This window comes from Nocardia sp. NRRL WC-3656, assembly GCF_000720265.1.
GTDB lineage: Bacteria > Actinomycetota > Actinomycetes > Mycobacteriales > Mycobacteriaceae > Nocardia > Nocardia nova.
The window spans coordinates 142,746-157,190 of sequence record NZ_JOJF01000012.1; the positions used below are offsets into that span (position 1 = coordinate 142,746).

The window sequence follows — 14,445 nt, forward strand, 5'->3', positions numbered from 1 at the left end:
TCTCCCCTAGCCCGACAGGTTGAAGTTGCCGTTGGAACCGTAGATGGCCAACGAGACCAGCAAGGTCACCGAGACGACCGCGATCAGCGAGGTCCGCACCGCGTTGCCGACCGCGGTACCCACTCCGGACGGCCCGCCGGCGGCGAAGAAGCCGAAATAGCTGTGTATCAACAGAATTGTCAGCGCCATCAGGATCGCCTGCACGAACGACCACACCAGATCGAGCGGATTGAGGAAGGTGGTGAAGTAGTGGTCGTAGAGCCCCGAGGACTGGCCGAGCAGGAAGACGGTGGTGACCCGGCTGGCGAGGAAGGAGGCCACCACCGCGAGTGAGTACAGCGGCGTGATCGCGATCATCCCGGCCACGATGCGGGTGCCGACCAGATAGGCGATCGGCTCGATCGCGATGGATTCCAGCGCGTCGATCTCCTCGTTGATCCGCATGGCGCCCAACTGCGCGGTGGCTCCCGCGCCGAACGTGGCCGCCAGTCCGATGCCGGCCACCACCGGCGCCGAGATGCGCACGTTGATGAAGGCCGACAGGAATCCGGTCAACGCCTCGATGCCGATATTGCCCAGGGAGCTGTAGCCCTGCACGGCCAGGGTGCCACCGGTGGCGAGGGTGAGGAATCCGACGATCACCACGGTGCCGCCGAAAACCGCCAAAGTGCCGGAGCCCATGCTGAATTCGGCGATGAGCCGGATGGTCTCCTTCTTGTAGCGCCACGCGGCGAACGGAGCGCCGAACAGCGCCCGCACGTAGAAGAGCGTGTGATCGCCGATGCTGCCGAGGCTTTTCACCGGCCGGCGCGCCCGCCGCACGGCACGCGGATATCTCGCTTCCAGTACCACAGCCGTTCCCCCTCATCTGGCCGTCATCTGGATGCCGATCGCGGTCACGACGACATTGATCACGAACAGCGCCATGAAGGCGTAGACCACGGTTTCGTTCACCGCATTGCCCACGGCTTTCGCGCCACCGGAGACGATCAGCCCGCGATAGCAGGCGATGAGCCCGGCGACGAGACCGAACAACAGCGCCTTGACCGCCGAGATCACGACTTCGTTCAGCCCGGTCAGCAGGGTGATGCCGTTGGCGAAGGCACCGGGGTTGACGTTCTGCACATAGACGGAGAAGACGTAACCACCGGCGATACCGATGATGCAGACCAGACTGTTCAGCAGCAGCGCGACCAGTCCCGAAGCGAGCATGCGCGGAGTGACGAGGCGCTGCACCGGATTGATGCCGAGCACCTCCATGGCGTCGATCTCCTCGCGGATGGTCCGCGAGCCCAGATCCGCGCACATCGCGGTCGCACCGGATCCGGCGACGATCAGCACGGTCACCATGGGACCCACCTGGGTGACCGCGCCGAATGCCGCGCCCGCGCCACTGAGGTCGGCAGCACCCAGTTCGCGCAGCAGAATGTTGAGCGTGAAGCTCACCAGCACGGTGAACGGAATCGCCACGAGCAGGGTCGGAATCAGCGAGACCCGGGCCACGAACCAGGACTGCTCCAGGAATTCGCGGGTCTGAAAGGGACGGCGGAAGGCGAACTTCACCGCATCGGCCGACATGGCGAACAGTCCGCCGATGGTCTGCAGTCCGCCCGCCGAACGGCGGGACATACTCCGGGACCAGCCCGGCAGAGTTATCGCCATGCCGCCACCTCCCGGAACCCCGCTACGTCGCGACAACCTGGCGGAAATCGCATTCTCGGTTTCGATAATGCTACATCCGCGAGACAAGAACGCAATAGCTATTGCGAGTAGGTAGCGTTTCGGATCACCAGCGGTTGCGCGCCTCTTCCGCCCAGCCGGTGAGGCCGTCGAGCTCCACCCATTCCCCGTCGTCGGTGCGGGCTCGGCCGGTGAAGTGCCCGAAGCACTGATGAGTGTCGTTGGCCAGCACACCCAGCGCCGTCCGGGATTCGCGCACATGGAAGGGCGTGAACTCGACGGCGACGCGCGGGCCGCGAATCTGCCACGGCCGCAACCAATCCCGGCGGTCGTACGCCCATTCCAGCTCATCGTCGATCTTGTGCAGCCGGCCACGCACGAACAGCGCGTTCTCGGTCGAACCGGTGCCGTCGGTCCATTTGCCGCCGAGTTGGATCGCCGTCTCCGGGCCGCAGCCGGCGGCCCAGTTCCACGCGATCGAGTACGGCCACTTCCCGCGGCCGTGGTCGAGCACGGCGAACCCGTCGGCGACCACGTAGGCGACGCCGTCCACGGTGAGGGTGCCCGTCACCGGACGGCCGAGATCCTTGACGGTGTACTGGAAGCGCTTCGCACTCCACGGCACCACGACACCGAGCGATTCGTGTCCCGCCGGCAGTCCGGCCGTCAGATCGAAATCGATGCGCGGGGTGGCGGCGTGAATCCTGGTGCCGGCCGGATCGTTTCGCAATTCGATCACCAGATCGCCGGCATGTCCGGTCGCGGTGCCGGCACCGCTGCGATCGGGAAGGTGCACACCGCGGGCGAACGGCGTCACCACATCCTTGACGATCTCGGTGCCGCTAGCCCGATCGAGCAGGTAGATACCCTGCAGGCCGGCGTAATCCAGCGACGTCAGCACGATTCCGATGATGTGGTCCGGGGTGACGATGCCCCAGTACTCCCACCGCTTGGTGCGACCCCAGCCACGCAGATTCGCCCGGTGCAGCGGACGGCGCGTCCAGCCCACCGCGTCGGGATTCAGCCGGCCCCGCGACGTGCACAGATCGACACTCGCGGTGATCTCGCGCTCGGTTGTCACCCGTTCGGCCATCGTATGGCCCTCCTTCGCTGCCGCGGTCGCCGCGACCGCGGTCGGTCCATTGTCGCGGGCGGGCCGGTCATCACGAACGGGCCACGCCTGCGACGAGGCCGGCATCCGCGCACGCGGCCGACGTCATGCTGGACGTGTTGCACTTCCGATAGCTCTGAGTATGCTCATTAATGAGCGCACTCATTCTTATCGGCCGATAGGAGGCGTCGGGTGGCAAGTACACAGCAGAGCCGGCAGGTCGGGCGGCGGGTGCGCAATATGCGCGAGAAGCAGAGCCGGATCTTCGAGGTGGCCGCGCGGTTGTTTGCCGAACGCGGTTTCGCCGCGGTCACCACCCAGCAGATCTCCGATCGGGCCGATATCGCCGCGGGCACGCTGTTCCGCTACGCCTCGTCCAAGGGGCAGCTGCTGCTCATGGTCTACAACGAGGACTTCCGGTCGGCGCTCGAGGCCGGCGCCCGCCGCGCCCGCGACATCGCCGATCCGGTGGGCGCGATCACGGCATTGCTGCGGCCGATCCTGGTCGCGGCGGCGCGCAATACCGAGAACACCATCGCCTACCAGCGCGAATTGCTGTTCGGCCCGCCCGAGGAGACCTACCGGGAACAGGGGCTGGCGTTGGTGGCGCAGCTCGAGTCGGTCCTCGCCGAGATTCTGCTGACCGCGGTCGCGAACTCCGGCGAGCCCACGGCCGCGCAGCGGGAGGCGGCCCGCGTGGCGGGCCGCAGTCTCTTCGCGGTACTGCACATGGCGCTGGTGCGCCCGTCCACCGGCGTCCACCCCCACCACGATCCGATCGACGATCTGCACGCCCAGATCGCTCAGCTCGTCGCCGGTTTCCGCAGCGCCGCGGTCACCGGAGCCTGAAAAACCAACGTGGGCCACGGCCCGCAGAACGGAGTCGACATGTCCGGCACGATTCGCAAGGTGAGCGTCCTCGGGACCGGCGTCCTGGGATCCCAGATCGCCTTCCAGACCGCCTTCAACGGTTTCGAGGTGACCGCCTACGACATCAACGACGAGGCGCTGACCGCGGCGGGCGAGCGTTTCGACAAACTCGCGGCCACCTACCGTGAGCAGGTACCGGGCGCGGGTGACGGCAAGGCCGAGGCCACCGCCGCGGGCATCGCGCTCACCAGCGATCTCGCCGAGGCGGCCCGGGACGCGGATCTGATCATCGAAGCGGTGCCCGAGGTGCTGTCGATCAAACAGGACACCTATCGCCGGCTCGGTGAGCTCGCGCCCGAGCACACCATCTTCGCCACCAACTCCTCGACGCTGCTGCCCAGCGACATGAAGGACGCCACCGGCCGCCCGGACCGATTTCTCGCCCTGCACTTCGCGAATCAGGTGTGGCACTTCAACACCGCCGAGGTCATGGGCACCGAGGACACCGATCCGAAGGTGTATCAGGCGGTGGTGGAATTCGCCCGGGCCATCGGCATGGTGCCGATCGAACTGCACAAGGAGAAGGCGGGCTACGTCCTCAACTCGCTGCTCGTGCCGTTCCTCAACTCGGCGATGGCGCTGGCGGCGGGCGGCTACGCGGAGCCGAAGGCGGTCGACGAGACCTGGCGCATCGGCACCGGCGCGCCCGCGGGCCCCTTCCAGATCCTCGACATCGTCGGTCTGACCACGCCGTACAACATCCTGGTCAACAGCGGCGAGGACGGCCAGAAGCTGGCGCAGTGGCTGAAGTCGGAATACATCGACAAGGGCAGGCTCGGCCTGGCCAGCGGCGAGGGCTTCTACCGGTACAACGCGTAAGGCGTTACGGCACAGCCACATTCGACAGTCGGGGCGGACAACCTACAGGCAGGAGAGACCCGGATGTACTACAGCAGCGGCAACTACGAGGCGTTCGCCCGCCCGCGCAAACCCGAGGGCGTCGACGACAAGACGGCGTGGTTCGTCGGGGCGGGCCTGGCCTCGCTGTCGGGCGCGGCCTTCCTGATCCGCGACGGGCAGATGTCCGGTGACCGGATCACCATCCTGGAGCGATTGAAGCTGCCCGGTGGCGCGCTGGACGGAATCAAGGAGCCGGCAAAGGGTTTCGTCATCCGTGGTGGCCGCGAAATGGAGAACCACTTCGAGTGCCTGTGGGACCTGTTCCGCTCGGTGCCCTCGATCGAGATCGAGGGCGCGAGCGTCCTCGATGAGTTCTACTGGCTGAACAAGGACGATCCGAACTACTCGCTGCAGCGTGCCACGGTGGATCGCGGACAGGACGCGCACACCGACGGGCTCTTCGCGCTGAACGACAGGGCGCAGAAGGACATCGCGAAGATCTTCCTCGCCACCCGCGAGGAGATGGAGAACAAGCGCATCGACGAGGTGTTCGGAAAGGACTTCCTGCAGAGCAACTTCTGGCTGTACTGGCGCACGATGTTCGCCTTCGAGGAGTGGCACAGCGCGCTGGAGATGAAGCTGTACCTGCACCGGTTCATCCATCACATCGGCGGCCTGCCGGACTTCTCGGCACTGAAGTTCACCAAGTACAACCAGTACGAATCGCTGGTACTGCCGCTGTATCGGTGGCTGCTCGATCAGGGCGTGACGATCCGGTTCGACACCGAGGTCACCGATATCGACTTCGACATCACCGCGGATCGCAAGCAGGCCACCGGTATCCACTGGGTCTCGGACGGGGTCGAGGGCGGCGTCCGGCTGGGCCCGGACGATCTGTTGTTCACCACGATCGGTTCGCTGGTGGAGAACTCCGACGAGGGCGATCACCACACCCCGGCGACACTGAACGAGGGACCGGCGCCCGCATGGGAACTGTGGCGGCGGATCGCGGCCAAGGATCGCGCCTTCGGCCGTCCCGACGTCTTCGGATCCCATATTCCCCAGACCAAATGGGAATCGGCGACGGTCACCACACTCGATCAGCGCATACCGGAGTACATCCGCAAGATCTGCAAACGCGATCCCTTCAGCGGCAAGGTCGTCACCGGCGGCATCGTCACCGCCCGGGATTCCAGCTGGCTGCTGAGCTGGACGGTGAACCGGCAACCGCACTTCAAACAGCAACCGGCCGATCAGATCGTGGTGTGGGTGTACTCGCTGTTCGCCGACAAGCCGGGCGACTACGTGCACAAGACGATGCAGGAGTGCACCGGCGAGGAGATCACCCAGGAGTGGTTGTACCACTTGGGCGTTCCGCTCGACGACATCCCGGAGTTGGCGGCCGAGGCCGCGAAGTGCGTGCCGGTGATGATGCCCTACGTCACCTCGTTCTTCATGCCGCGCCAGGCCGGTGACCGGCCCGACGTGGTGCCCGAGGGCGTGGTGAACTTCGCCTTCATCGGCCAGTTCGCCGAAACGAGCCGGGACTGCATCTTCACCACCGAGTACTCGGTGCGCACCGGTATGGAGGCCGCTTATCGGCTGCTGGGCATCGAGCGTGGCGTGCCCGAAGTGTTCAACTCCACCTACGACGTGCGCAGCCTGCTCAATGCGGTCGGCCACATGCGCGACGGGGACGCGCTGAAGATTCCGGGCCCGGAGGCGTTGCGGCGCAGGCTTATCGGGAAGCTGGAGAGTTCGGAGGTCGGACTGCTGCTCGCCGAGTACGGGCTCATCGCCGACAAGTAACCGGCATTCAGTCGCGGGGATCGGCCGACGGCCGGTCCCCGCTTCGGCGCGCGAAGGTGGACAGCAGTTCTCGTGCCTGCTCACCCCCGTCGAGCAGACGGCCGGTGCGGCGGGCGATGCGCCACCCGTCGGATTCGCGGCGGAGTTCGAGCCGGTGCACACTCGCGCGCAGTACCTCGTATCCGTCCGATTCGCGGTGCACCAGCAGTGATTCGAAGACCGCGAGCGCCTCGTCACCGTCGATGTCGATGCGTGCCGGACCCTGGAAATGCGCCGACCCGGCGGCGATGAGCGTCCGATGTGCGGGCGATTCCACCATCGCGCGCACCTGGTCACGCCCCCGCATCCGCCAGCCCTCGACGTCGTATTCGCCGTCTGCACACCATAATTCGGCGGTCGCCTGCGCCTGCCCGGCATCGACCAGCGGTCCGTAGGACGCGATGATGCGCAGGATCGCGAGTTCGTCCTCGACCCGTCGCAGCCGGCGGAGAATATCCGCGAGTTCGACCTCGGTCATCTCGTCCTCCTCTGGTCCGCCCGTGGCGATATCGGGCTCACCGGTTCGCCAGCTCGGCCAATGCGGCCAATTGGTCGCAGTAGTGTTCGGCCGAGTTCGCGGTGACGGCGCATCCGGCCAGTGTCGCACCCGCATCCGCCAGGGCCGCGAGCCGCCGGGTCACCCGGTCCGGCTCACCGAGCGGATCCAGCGGGCCGGTGGGCAGGACCACCTCGAATCCGGGTGGCGAATCGACCTGCGAGAGCATCGTTTTCAGCTCCGCCATCGGCAAACCGAACGGCATCCACCCGTCGCCGAAGCGGACCGCGCGGCGCAGCGAGCGCATCGTTCGCCCGCCCACCCAGATGGGCACCCGGGCTTGCACTCCGGCGGGCTCGACGATCATCCCGGAGAAGCTGTAATGCGTTCCGGCGTAATCGGGTTCGCGCACGCCGAATGCGGCGCGCACGGCGGCTATCGCATCGTCGGCGCGCTCTCCGCGCCCCTCCCAGGTCGCCCCGAGCAGATCGAATTCCGCCCGCAGAGATCCCACCCCGACACCGAGCACGACCCGGCCGCCACTGATCCGGTCCAGTGTGCCGTAGCGCTTGGCGATCTCGAGCGGGTGGTGATACGGCAGCACCAGCACCGAGGTGGCGAGCCGGATCCGGGTGGTGCGGGCGGCCAGATATGCGAGCGTGGCCAGCGGATCCCAGTAGGTCGCACCCCGGGAAGCGGCCACCGACGCCGGTACCGCGGTGTGTTCACTGCAGGTGAGATGGTCGAAGCCCAGGCGGTCGGCGGTCTCGGCGATGCGGGCGAGTTCCGCCATGCCGGCATCGGCCTCCCACGGCGAGTACTGCCCGGGAAACCGCACCACGATCGGCGACGACAGGGCCAGGCGCACCGGGCCGGTCATCGCTGATCCGGTTCGGCGCCGATCAACTTCTGCATCCGGCGATGCCCGCCCAGCACGATCGCCGCCCGATCCGGACCGCTGCTGCGCGCCGCCGTCTCGGCATTGCCGCCCGCGACGAACACCGGTCCGTTGGCCAGCTGCTCGAGCCCTTCGCGCGCCACATCGGCCGGTTCGGCCACGAGCATGCCGGGGATGTCGAAATTCAATCCCGCACGTGCCATCGCCGGTGTCCGGGTGACACCCAGCACCAGATGCAGCACGTCGACGTTGTAATCCCGCAGTTCCAGCCACAGGCTCTCGGCGAAGATCCGCAGATACGCCTTGGAACCGCCGTAGACGGTGTGGCGGGCCGAGCCGCAGTAACCGGTGAGCGAGCCGACCAGCACGATGCCGCCGCGGCCCCGCTCGCGCATGCCGCGCCCGAAATGGTGCACGAGCGCCAGCGGCGCGGTGACATTGAGCGCGTTCATGGCGGCGAACGCGTCGAGGTCGCCGTCGAGGAATTCGGCGCTGTGGGTGTTGGCGCCCGCGTTGTAGACGAGCAGGCCGACCTCCACGTCGGCGGTCGCGGACGCGACGCGCGCCGGTGCGTCGGGCGCGGTCAGATCGACCGCCAGTGTCCGAACCTGGACCCCGCGCGCGGCGACACGTTCGGCGGTCTCGGCCAGCGGGCCCTCCCGCCGCGCCAGCAGGACGATATTGATTCCCGCGGCGGCGAGCCGGTCGGCGAACTCCGCGCCGACCCCCTCCGAACCGCCGGCGATGACGGCCCACGGCCCGTAGCGGTGCGGATCGATGATGTCGTTCGGTTCTGCGGCCATGCCCGGACGGTAACTGAAACAGGTTTCGGTCCGGCGCGCACTCCCGCTCACCGGACACTCGTGTCGCGAAGAAAAGCACTGCTCAGGGTGAAATGAGCGCTGTTCACTAAATTGCCGAAAGATAGTGCGCCGCAACGTTTTCAGTTCGTGATCGTGCCGATCGCGCGTACGACACATTCGCCAGTATTTTCGAACATGGTTGCTGAGCAGTGTTTTCGCGGAAACGGGGCACTCGGCATCACATTCCTTCATTTCGAAAACTCGCCGTGAAACTTCCATTTCGAAGCCGCCGGACGGCACGAACACTTCGGGTAGCGCACCCTCGGGGTCGGGGTTATGCTCGTGCGCGAATTTCGAAATCGTCTGGCGGTCCGCGCATTCGAGTCAGCCGTGCACAGCGGAAGGTGGGGGAACTGTGCCATCTCCGCACACGTGGATGTGGATCCGGAAGTATCGATAGTGACCTATTCAGTCAATTCGCAGCAGGCGCCCGGGGGCGCCGCCACATCCCGGCCACCGCGACGAGTACCGGCCTTTCTCCTTCCCGCGACGATCTGCGTCTTCGTCGGCGCCGCGGCGTGCCTTGCCATGCTCCGGTTCGCGCCCGAGACCGAACGAGTGGTCCTGGCCATCGCCGCCGGGGTCGTGGGGCTGGCCTTGGCCGTGACGTCGGGATTCGCCGGTCACTACCGTGACCAGGCGATTCGCTATCGCGAGGCCAACGATCGCGCCGAGCGTGCGGCGGCACACTACGTCGCCGAGAGCGAGGCGCGCCTGGCCGCCGCCCACGACACCGCGGTCGCGGCGGGGCGGGAGGCGGGCGGCAGCGAGAACCGCCGGGTGGCCGCGATGGCGGCGTTCGCCGGCGCCGCCGGGCGGATGCAGGCGATGACCACCTCGATGCTGGCCGAACTGCGCGAAATGGAACATCGGCACGCCGATCCGTCGGTGCTGGCCGATCTGCTGATCCTCGACCATCGCACCGCACAGGCCGGACGCCTGGCCGACAGCATCGCGGTGCTCAGCGGCGCCCGCTCGGGCCGGCGGTGGGCGAAACCCATTGCGATGGAATCGATTCTGCGCGGCGCCATGGGTCGCGTCGCGGGCTACCGCCGGGTGCGCCTGCGCGCGGTCGCCGAAATCGCGATCGCCGGTCATGCCGCCGAGGGCGTCATGCACGCGCTGGCCGAGCTGATCGACAACGCCTGCAATTTCTCCCCGCCCACCACCGAGGTCCACGTCTACGCCGCCGAAGTGCCGGCCGGCGTCGTCGTCACCATCGAGGACAGCGGACTGGTGATGAGCGAATCCGCCCTGCGCCGCGCCGAACAGGCGGTGTCCGGCACCCGGACGGCACGCGGAGCGGATACCGATCTGTCCTCGCTGACCGGCACCCGGCTCGGGCTCGCGGTGGTCGGCAATCTGGCGCGCAAACATGCGCTCACGGTGTCGTATCGCCCGTCGGCGATCGGCGGCACGGCGGTCGTCGTGGTGGTTCCGCGCGATCTGACCACGCGCCTGGACCGCTCCCCCGGCTCCACCGCGACGATCGAACTGCCGCCCGCGGCGCGGGTCGCGACCCCGGCCGCCCTTCCGGCGAGTCCGTTCGGACCGCCCGTCACCGACGACCGGGACGCCGACGCCCCCACCCCGGCCGCGAAATACTCTGCCACGCAAGCAGTTCCGGACCCCGATCGGTCGGCCGAACCCTTACCGAAGCGCCGCCGCGGCAGCACTCTCGCCGCGGTCCATCCCGACGGCCTGCGCACCGCCGCCGTCGAGGATTCGGCCTACCCGCGGACGCGGCCGTCGGCCCTCGGCGCCTTCCAGCGCGCGGTCTCGGCCCCGGATTCCCCCTCCCCTTCGATTGCCCTGGAGAACGATCGATGACCACTTCGGTACCGGCGCACCTGGATTGGCTCCTGGACCAGCTGCTGGCCCGCACCCCGCACAGCCGGCACGCCTTGCTGCTGTCCAGCGACGGTCTCAAGATCTGCCACACCCCGGAACTGTCGGTGGACAAGGCCGATCAGCTGGCCGCGATCGCGGCCGGAATCCAGAGCCTCTCGCACGGCGCCTCGGTGGAATTCGGCGACGGGCGCAGTGGCGTGCGGCAGTCGATGACGGAGTTCTACGGCGGCATCCTGTTCATCGTCGAGGCCGGATCGGGCGCCCACATCGCGGTCGTCGCCGATGCCGAGGCAGATGCCGGACTGGTCGGCCACAACATGAGCGAACTGGTCGAACAGCTCGGCGAACACCTCTCCGCCGCGCCGCGCGGCCCGCGGCCGTGAGGCGGGCGCGATGACCAGGCCGGGCCGCGACGACACCCCGGACCGGCTCTACACCCTCACCGGCGGCCGCAGCCACCCCGATACCGACGCCTTCGATCTGGTGACACTCGTGGTGGCCGAATCGGAGCCGGCCCCGGGGATGCAGTCCGAGCAGGTCGCGATCCTCGAGATCTGCCGGGCGCCGACGGCCGTGGTCGAGATCGCCGCGGAATTACGGCTGCCGGTCGGCATCACGATGGTGTTGCTGGCCGACCTGCTCGACGCCGGAAAGATCACCGTGCGCCACCCGCATTCCGCGCCCGCGTGGGAGCCGTGGAATGCCTTGCCCGACACCGAAATACTGGAGAAGGTGCTCGTTGGACTCCGCAACCTCTGATCCCCTCCGCACCGGATTCGGCGACCGTCCCGCCCGGGCCCAGGCGCCGCTGGCCGACACCGCCCGGCACGGGCTCAAGGTCGTCATCGTCGGCGGTTTCGGCGTCGGTAAAACCACTATGGTCCGCGCGGTCAGCGAGATCCGCCCGCTCGACACCGAGGCGACGATGACCTCGCTGGGCATCGGCATCGACGATCCCACCGGCGCACCGGCCAAATCCACTACCACGGTCGCCTTCGACTTCGGCCGCATCACCATCGACGCGGAACACGTCCTGTATCTGTTCGGCGCACCGGGGCAGGAGCGCTTCTGGTTCCTGTGGGACCGGTTGTTCACCGGCGCGCTGGGCGCGATCGTGCTCGTCGACCCGCGCCGGATCACCGACTCCTGGTACGCCATCGACCGGCTCGAACATCAGCAGACCCCCTTCGTGGTGGCGTGCAACATCTTCGGGCCCACCGGCCACGACGACACCCAACTGCGTGCCGCCCTGGATCTGGATCCGCACGTGCCACTGGTGGAATGCGATGCGCGCTCGCGGGATTCGGGCAAGCGGGTGCTGATCGCCCTGGTCGAACATCTGCACGCCGCCGGCCTTCGGGCCACCGCCCGGGGATCGGCCCGATGAACGCGCCGCAGGCCGGTCTCAGCGCCGGTGGTTGCCCGGTCTCGCCCGCGGATCCGATGCCGTTGAGCGGCCCGCGTTTCCACACCGACCCGCACGAGTTGTACCGGGAGATGCGGCGGGCCCACGGCCCGGTGGTCTCGGTGGAACTGCCCGGCGGAATTCCGGCCTGGCTGGTGATCGGTTATCGCGAAGTTCACCAGGTCACCAGCGATGCGGAACTGTTCCCGCGCGATGTGGCGCGCTGGAACCAGTGGCCGAACATCCCCGAGGACTGGCCGCTGCTGCCGATGGTCGGCCGCCCGATGCCGTCGATCTACTTCACCGCGGGAGCCGAGCATCTGCGGCATCTAGCCATGGTCGAGCCCGCGCTCGAACAGGTCGACCCGTTCGGATTGCGCAGAGCATGTGAGGATCTGGCCGATCAGCTGATCGACCGCTTCTGCGGGCGCGGCACCGCCGACCTGATCGCGGAATTCGCCGAACCGCTGCCGGTGCTGGCGTTGGCCTGGGTGATCGGATTCCCCGACGATCAGGGTGCGGATCTGGCCTGGACCATGAAGACCCTGGCCGACGGTGGCGCCGAGGCGCAGGCGGCCTACGGCCGATTCGCCGAACATATGCAGCGACTCGTCGCCATGAAGAAGTCGCGCCCGGGCAACGATCTCACCTCGCGGATGCTGCACTCGCCCGAACGGTTCAGCGACGAGGAATACGCGCTCGACCTGATGGCCGTCACCGCCGCGGGCCAGCTGCCGACCAGCGACTGGCTCGGAAATTCGGTGCGGCTGATGCTCACCGACGATCGCTTCGCGGCCGCCCTCGGCGGTGGCCGCCACAGCATCGGGCAGGCGATGAACGAGGTGCTGTGGGAGGACACCCCCACCCAGATCCTGGCCGGGCGTTGGGCCTCGCGCGACACCCGGCTGGCCGACAAGACCATCCGGCGCGGCGATATGCTGCTGCTCGGCCTGGCCGGAGCGAACGCCGATCCGCATGTGCGCCAAGACCTTTCCGATTCCCTCGCGCCCGCGCACAGCGGCAACAGCGCGCATTTCGCGTTCAGTTACGGCGAATACCGCTGCCCCTTCCCGGCCCAGCAGATCGCGGAGATCATCGCGCGCACCGGGATCGAAGTCCTGCTGGATCGGCTGCCGGATCTCGACCTCGCCGTCGCCGCCACCGAACTGACTCGCCGGCCGTCGCCGTTCCTGCGCGGAATGACGTCGCTGCCGGTCACCTTCACACCCGTTCGTACCGTGGGAGGTACCCCGTGAATGCCAGTTGCCCGCATGCCGCACCGCTCGTGATCGATCCGATGGTCGGCGACCTCGGCGGTGAGACCGCCCGATTACGCGATGCCGGACAGCTGACCCGGATCGAACTGCTGGGGGTGCCGGCCTGGACCGTCACCGGCCACACCCTGGCCCGGCAGTTGCTCATCGACCCGCGGCTGGTCAAGGACATCAACTCCTGGTCGCTGTGGCGCGACGGCGTGGTCACCCGGCAGTGGCCGCTGATCGGCATGATCGACGTCGGGGTCTCGATGTTCACCGTCGACGGCCCCGAACACCGCCGCCTGCGCATCAAGACCACCCAGGCGCTGACCGCGCGCCGCCTGACCTCCCTGCGCCCGTTCATCGAATCGACCGTCGCCGCACTGCTGGACGATCTGGCCGCCGCCGGCGACGGCACGGCCGACCTGAAATCGGTCTTCGCCTATCCGCTGCCGATGCGCGTGATCAGCGAGCTCATGGGCGTCGACCACGCCGATCATCCGATGCTGCTCGACTGGTACAAGGCGTTCTTCTCCCTGCTCACCCCGCAGGACGAGCGGCTCGCGGTGATCGAGCGAATGGGCGAGTACTTCACCGAGATGGTGCGCAAGAAGTCCGCCGACCCGGCCGACGACCTGACCAGCGCGCTGATTCTGGCCACCGACGGTGGCGAACCGCTCAGCGAGGCCGAGGTGGTCGGCAATCTGCAGGCGCTGGTCGCCGCCGGGCACGAGACCACGGTGTCGCTGATCCTCACCACCGTGCGCGCCCTGCTCACCCATCCGGAGCAGTTCGAGCTGGTGCGCTCGGGGCAGATCGATTGGGAGACAGCGATCGAGGAGACGCTGCGCTGGGACGGGCCGGTGACACATCTGCTCATGCGGTTCGCGACCGAGGACATCACCGTCGGTGACACCGTTATCGAACGCGGCGAGGGGGTGGTCATGTCGTATCGGGCCATCGGCCGCGACACCACGGTGCACGGCGCCGACGCCGACGCATTCGACATCACCCGGCCGACGGCCAAGCGGCACATCAGTTTCGGTCACGGACCACACATCTGCCCGGGCGCCGCCCTCGCCCGGCTGGAAGCCTCGATCGCACTGCCCGCGCTGTTCGAACGGTTCCCGCAGCTGTCGTTGGCCGTACCGGTGGAGGAGATTCACAACCTTCCCGTGCTGACGCAGAACGATCTGGCCCAGTTCCCGGTCCGGCTCGGCGACTGAGTTCCGCGCGCGACACCAGGGCCGCGCTACCAGGATTTTCG

15 protein-coding genes are annotated in these 14,445 nt (G+C 67.7%); 9 read left to right on the forward strand and 6 right to left on the reverse strand.

Annotation, left to right across the window (positions count from 1 at the left end):
* Positions 1-6: 6 nt before the first annotated feature.
* The 3 genes from IG65_RS0117665 to IG65_RS0117675 form a co-directional block, all read right to left on the reverse strand.
* Positions 7-852: an ABC transporter permease gene (locus tag IG65_RS0117665; RefSeq protein WP_030516025.1), complete on the reverse strand. Its 846-nt coding sequence runs from the start codon at positions 850-852 to the stop codon at positions 7-9.
* A gap of 12 nt (positions 853-864) precedes the next feature.
* Positions 865-1,662 carry an ABC transporter permease gene (locus IG65_RS0117670; protein ID WP_030516026.1) on the reverse strand — a complete coding sequence of 266 codons (798 nt, stop codon included), beginning with the start codon at positions 1,660-1,662 and terminating at the stop codon, positions 865-867.
* Between the two features lie 124 nt (positions 1,663-1,786).
* Complete coding sequence (locus IG65_RS0117675; RefSeq protein ID WP_197039865.1) at positions 1,787-2,773, reverse strand: DUF2804 domain-containing protein; 987 nt, start codon at positions 2,771-2,773, stop codon at positions 1,787-1,789.
* Positions 2,774-2,983: 210 nt separating this feature from the next.
* Here IG65_RS0117675 and IG65_RS0117680 point away from each other — a divergent pair, with 210 nt between their 5' ends.
* The 3 genes from IG65_RS0117680 (at position 2,984) to IG65_RS0117690 (ending at position 6,370) form a co-directional block, all read left to right on the forward strand.
* Complete coding sequence (locus IG65_RS0117680; protein WP_030516028.1) at positions 2,984-3,640, forward strand: TetR family transcriptional regulator; 657 nt, start codon at positions 2,984-2,986, stop codon at positions 3,638-3,640.
* A 39-nt stretch (positions 3,641-3,679) separates the two neighbouring features.
* Positions 3,680-4,540 carry a 3-hydroxyacyl-CoA dehydrogenase gene (locus IG65_RS0117685; RefSeq protein WP_030516029.1) on the forward strand — a complete coding sequence of 287 codons (861 nt, stop codon included), beginning with the start codon at positions 3,680-3,682 and terminating at the stop codon, positions 4,538-4,540.
* A 63-nt stretch (positions 4,541-4,603) separates the two neighbouring features.
* The gene (locus IG65_RS0117690; protein WP_030516030.1) at positions 4,604-6,370 is read left to right on the forward strand and encodes an oleate hydratase; all 1,767 of its coding nucleotides are present in this window, start codon (positions 4,604-4,606) and stop codon (positions 6,368-6,370) included.
* 7 nt (positions 6,371-6,377) lie between these two features.
* Here IG65_RS0117690 and IG65_RS0117695 read toward each other — a convergent pair whose 3' ends face one another.
* From IG65_RS0117695 to IG65_RS0117705, 3 genes are read right to left on the reverse strand one after another with little or no spacing between them, the layout of a single operon-like run.
* Entirely contained in the window at positions 6,378-6,887 is a 510-nt protein-coding gene (locus IG65_RS0117695) for a nuclear transport factor 2 family protein (protein WP_051756348.1), read from the reverse strand.
* A 37-nt stretch (positions 6,888-6,924) separates the two neighbouring features.
* Positions 6,925-7,773, reverse strand: a complete 849-nt coding sequence (locus IG65_RS0117700; protein WP_030516032.1) for a TIGR03619 family F420-dependent LLM class oxidoreductase — start codon at positions 7,771-7,773, stop codon at positions 6,925-6,927.
* A gap of 8 nt (positions 7,774-7,781) precedes the next feature.
* Positions 7,782-8,585, reverse strand: a complete 804-nt coding sequence (locus IG65_RS0117705) for an SDR family oxidoreductase (protein WP_030516033.1) — start codon at positions 8,583-8,585, stop codon at positions 7,782-7,784.
* A gap of 480 nt (positions 8,586-9,065) precedes the next feature.
* Here IG65_RS0117705 and IG65_RS0117710 point away from each other — a divergent pair, with 480 nt between their 5' ends.
* The 6 genes from IG65_RS0117710 to IG65_RS0117735 are packed head-to-tail and all read left to right on the forward strand — an operon-like array spanning position 9,066 to position 14,404.
* Positions 9,066-10,496: a sensor histidine kinase KdpD gene (locus IG65_RS0117710; protein WP_051756351.1), complete on the forward strand. Its 1,431-nt coding sequence runs from the start codon at positions 9,066-9,068 to the stop codon at positions 10,494-10,496.
* Positions 10,493-10,900 (forward strand): roadblock/LC7 domain-containing protein, encoded by a 408-nt coding sequence (locus tag IG65_RS0117715; RefSeq protein ID WP_030516035.1) that lies wholly within the window; start codon positions 10,493-10,495, stop codon positions 10,898-10,900. The genes IG65_RS0117710 and IG65_RS0117715 overlap by 4 nt, the downstream gene beginning before the upstream one ends.
* Before the next feature lie 10 nt (positions 10,901-10,910).
* Positions 10,911-11,276: a DUF742 domain-containing protein gene (locus tag IG65_RS0117720; RefSeq protein ID WP_030516036.1), complete on the forward strand. Its 366-nt coding sequence runs from the start codon at positions 10,911-10,913 to the stop codon at positions 11,274-11,276.
* A complete protein-coding gene (locus IG65_RS0117725) occupies positions 11,257-11,904 on the forward strand; it encodes an ATP/GTP-binding protein (protein ID WP_030516037.1) in 648 nt (215 codons plus the stop codon). The genes IG65_RS0117720 and IG65_RS0117725 overlap by 20 nt, the downstream gene beginning before the upstream one ends.
* Positions 11,901-13,178, forward strand: a complete 1,278-nt coding sequence (locus tag IG65_RS0117730) for a cytochrome P450 (RefSeq protein ID WP_030516038.1) — start codon at positions 11,901-11,903, stop codon at positions 13,176-13,178. Before IG65_RS0117725 ends, IG65_RS0117730 begins: the two co-directional genes overlap by 4 nt.
* A complete protein-coding gene (locus tag IG65_RS0117735; RefSeq protein ID WP_030516039.1) occupies positions 13,175-14,404 on the forward strand; it encodes a cytochrome P450 in 1,230 nt (409 codons plus the stop codon). The genes IG65_RS0117730 and IG65_RS0117735 overlap by 4 nt, the downstream gene beginning before the upstream one ends.
* Positions 14,405-14,445 lie beyond the last annotated feature (41 nt).

Coding starts and splice junctions, on each gene's coding strand:
- IG65_RS0117670 (WP_030516026.1), bottom strand. CDS start 1,662: ATGGCGATAACTCTGCCGGGCTGGTCCCGGAGTATGTCCCGCCGTTCG.
- IG65_RS0117675 (WP_197039865.1), bottom strand. CDS start 2,773: ATGGCCGAACGGGTGACAACCGAGCGCGAGATCACCGCGAGTGTCGAT.
- IG65_RS0117685 (WP_030516029.1), top strand. CDS start 3,680: ATGTCCGGCACGATTCGCAAGGTGAGCGTCCTCGGGACCGGCGTCCTG.
- IG65_RS0117690 (WP_030516030.1), top strand. CDS start 4,604: ATGTACTACAGCAGCGGCAACTACGAGGCGTTCGCCCGCCCGCGCAAA.
- IG65_RS0117695 (WP_051756348.1), bottom strand. CDS start 6,887: ATGACCGAGGTCGAACTCGCGGATATTCTCCGCCGGCTGCGACGGGTC.
- IG65_RS0117715 (WP_030516035.1), top strand. CDS start 10,493: ATGACCACTTCGGTACCGGCGCACCTGGATTGGCTCCTGGACCAGCTG.
- IG65_RS0117720 (WP_030516036.1), top strand. CDS start 10,911: ATGACCAGGCCGGGCCGCGACGACACCCCGGACCGGCTCTACACCCTC.
- IG65_RS0117730 (WP_030516038.1), top strand. CDS start 11,901: ATGAACGCGCCGCAGGCCGGTCTCAGCGCCGGTGGTTGCCCGGTCTCG.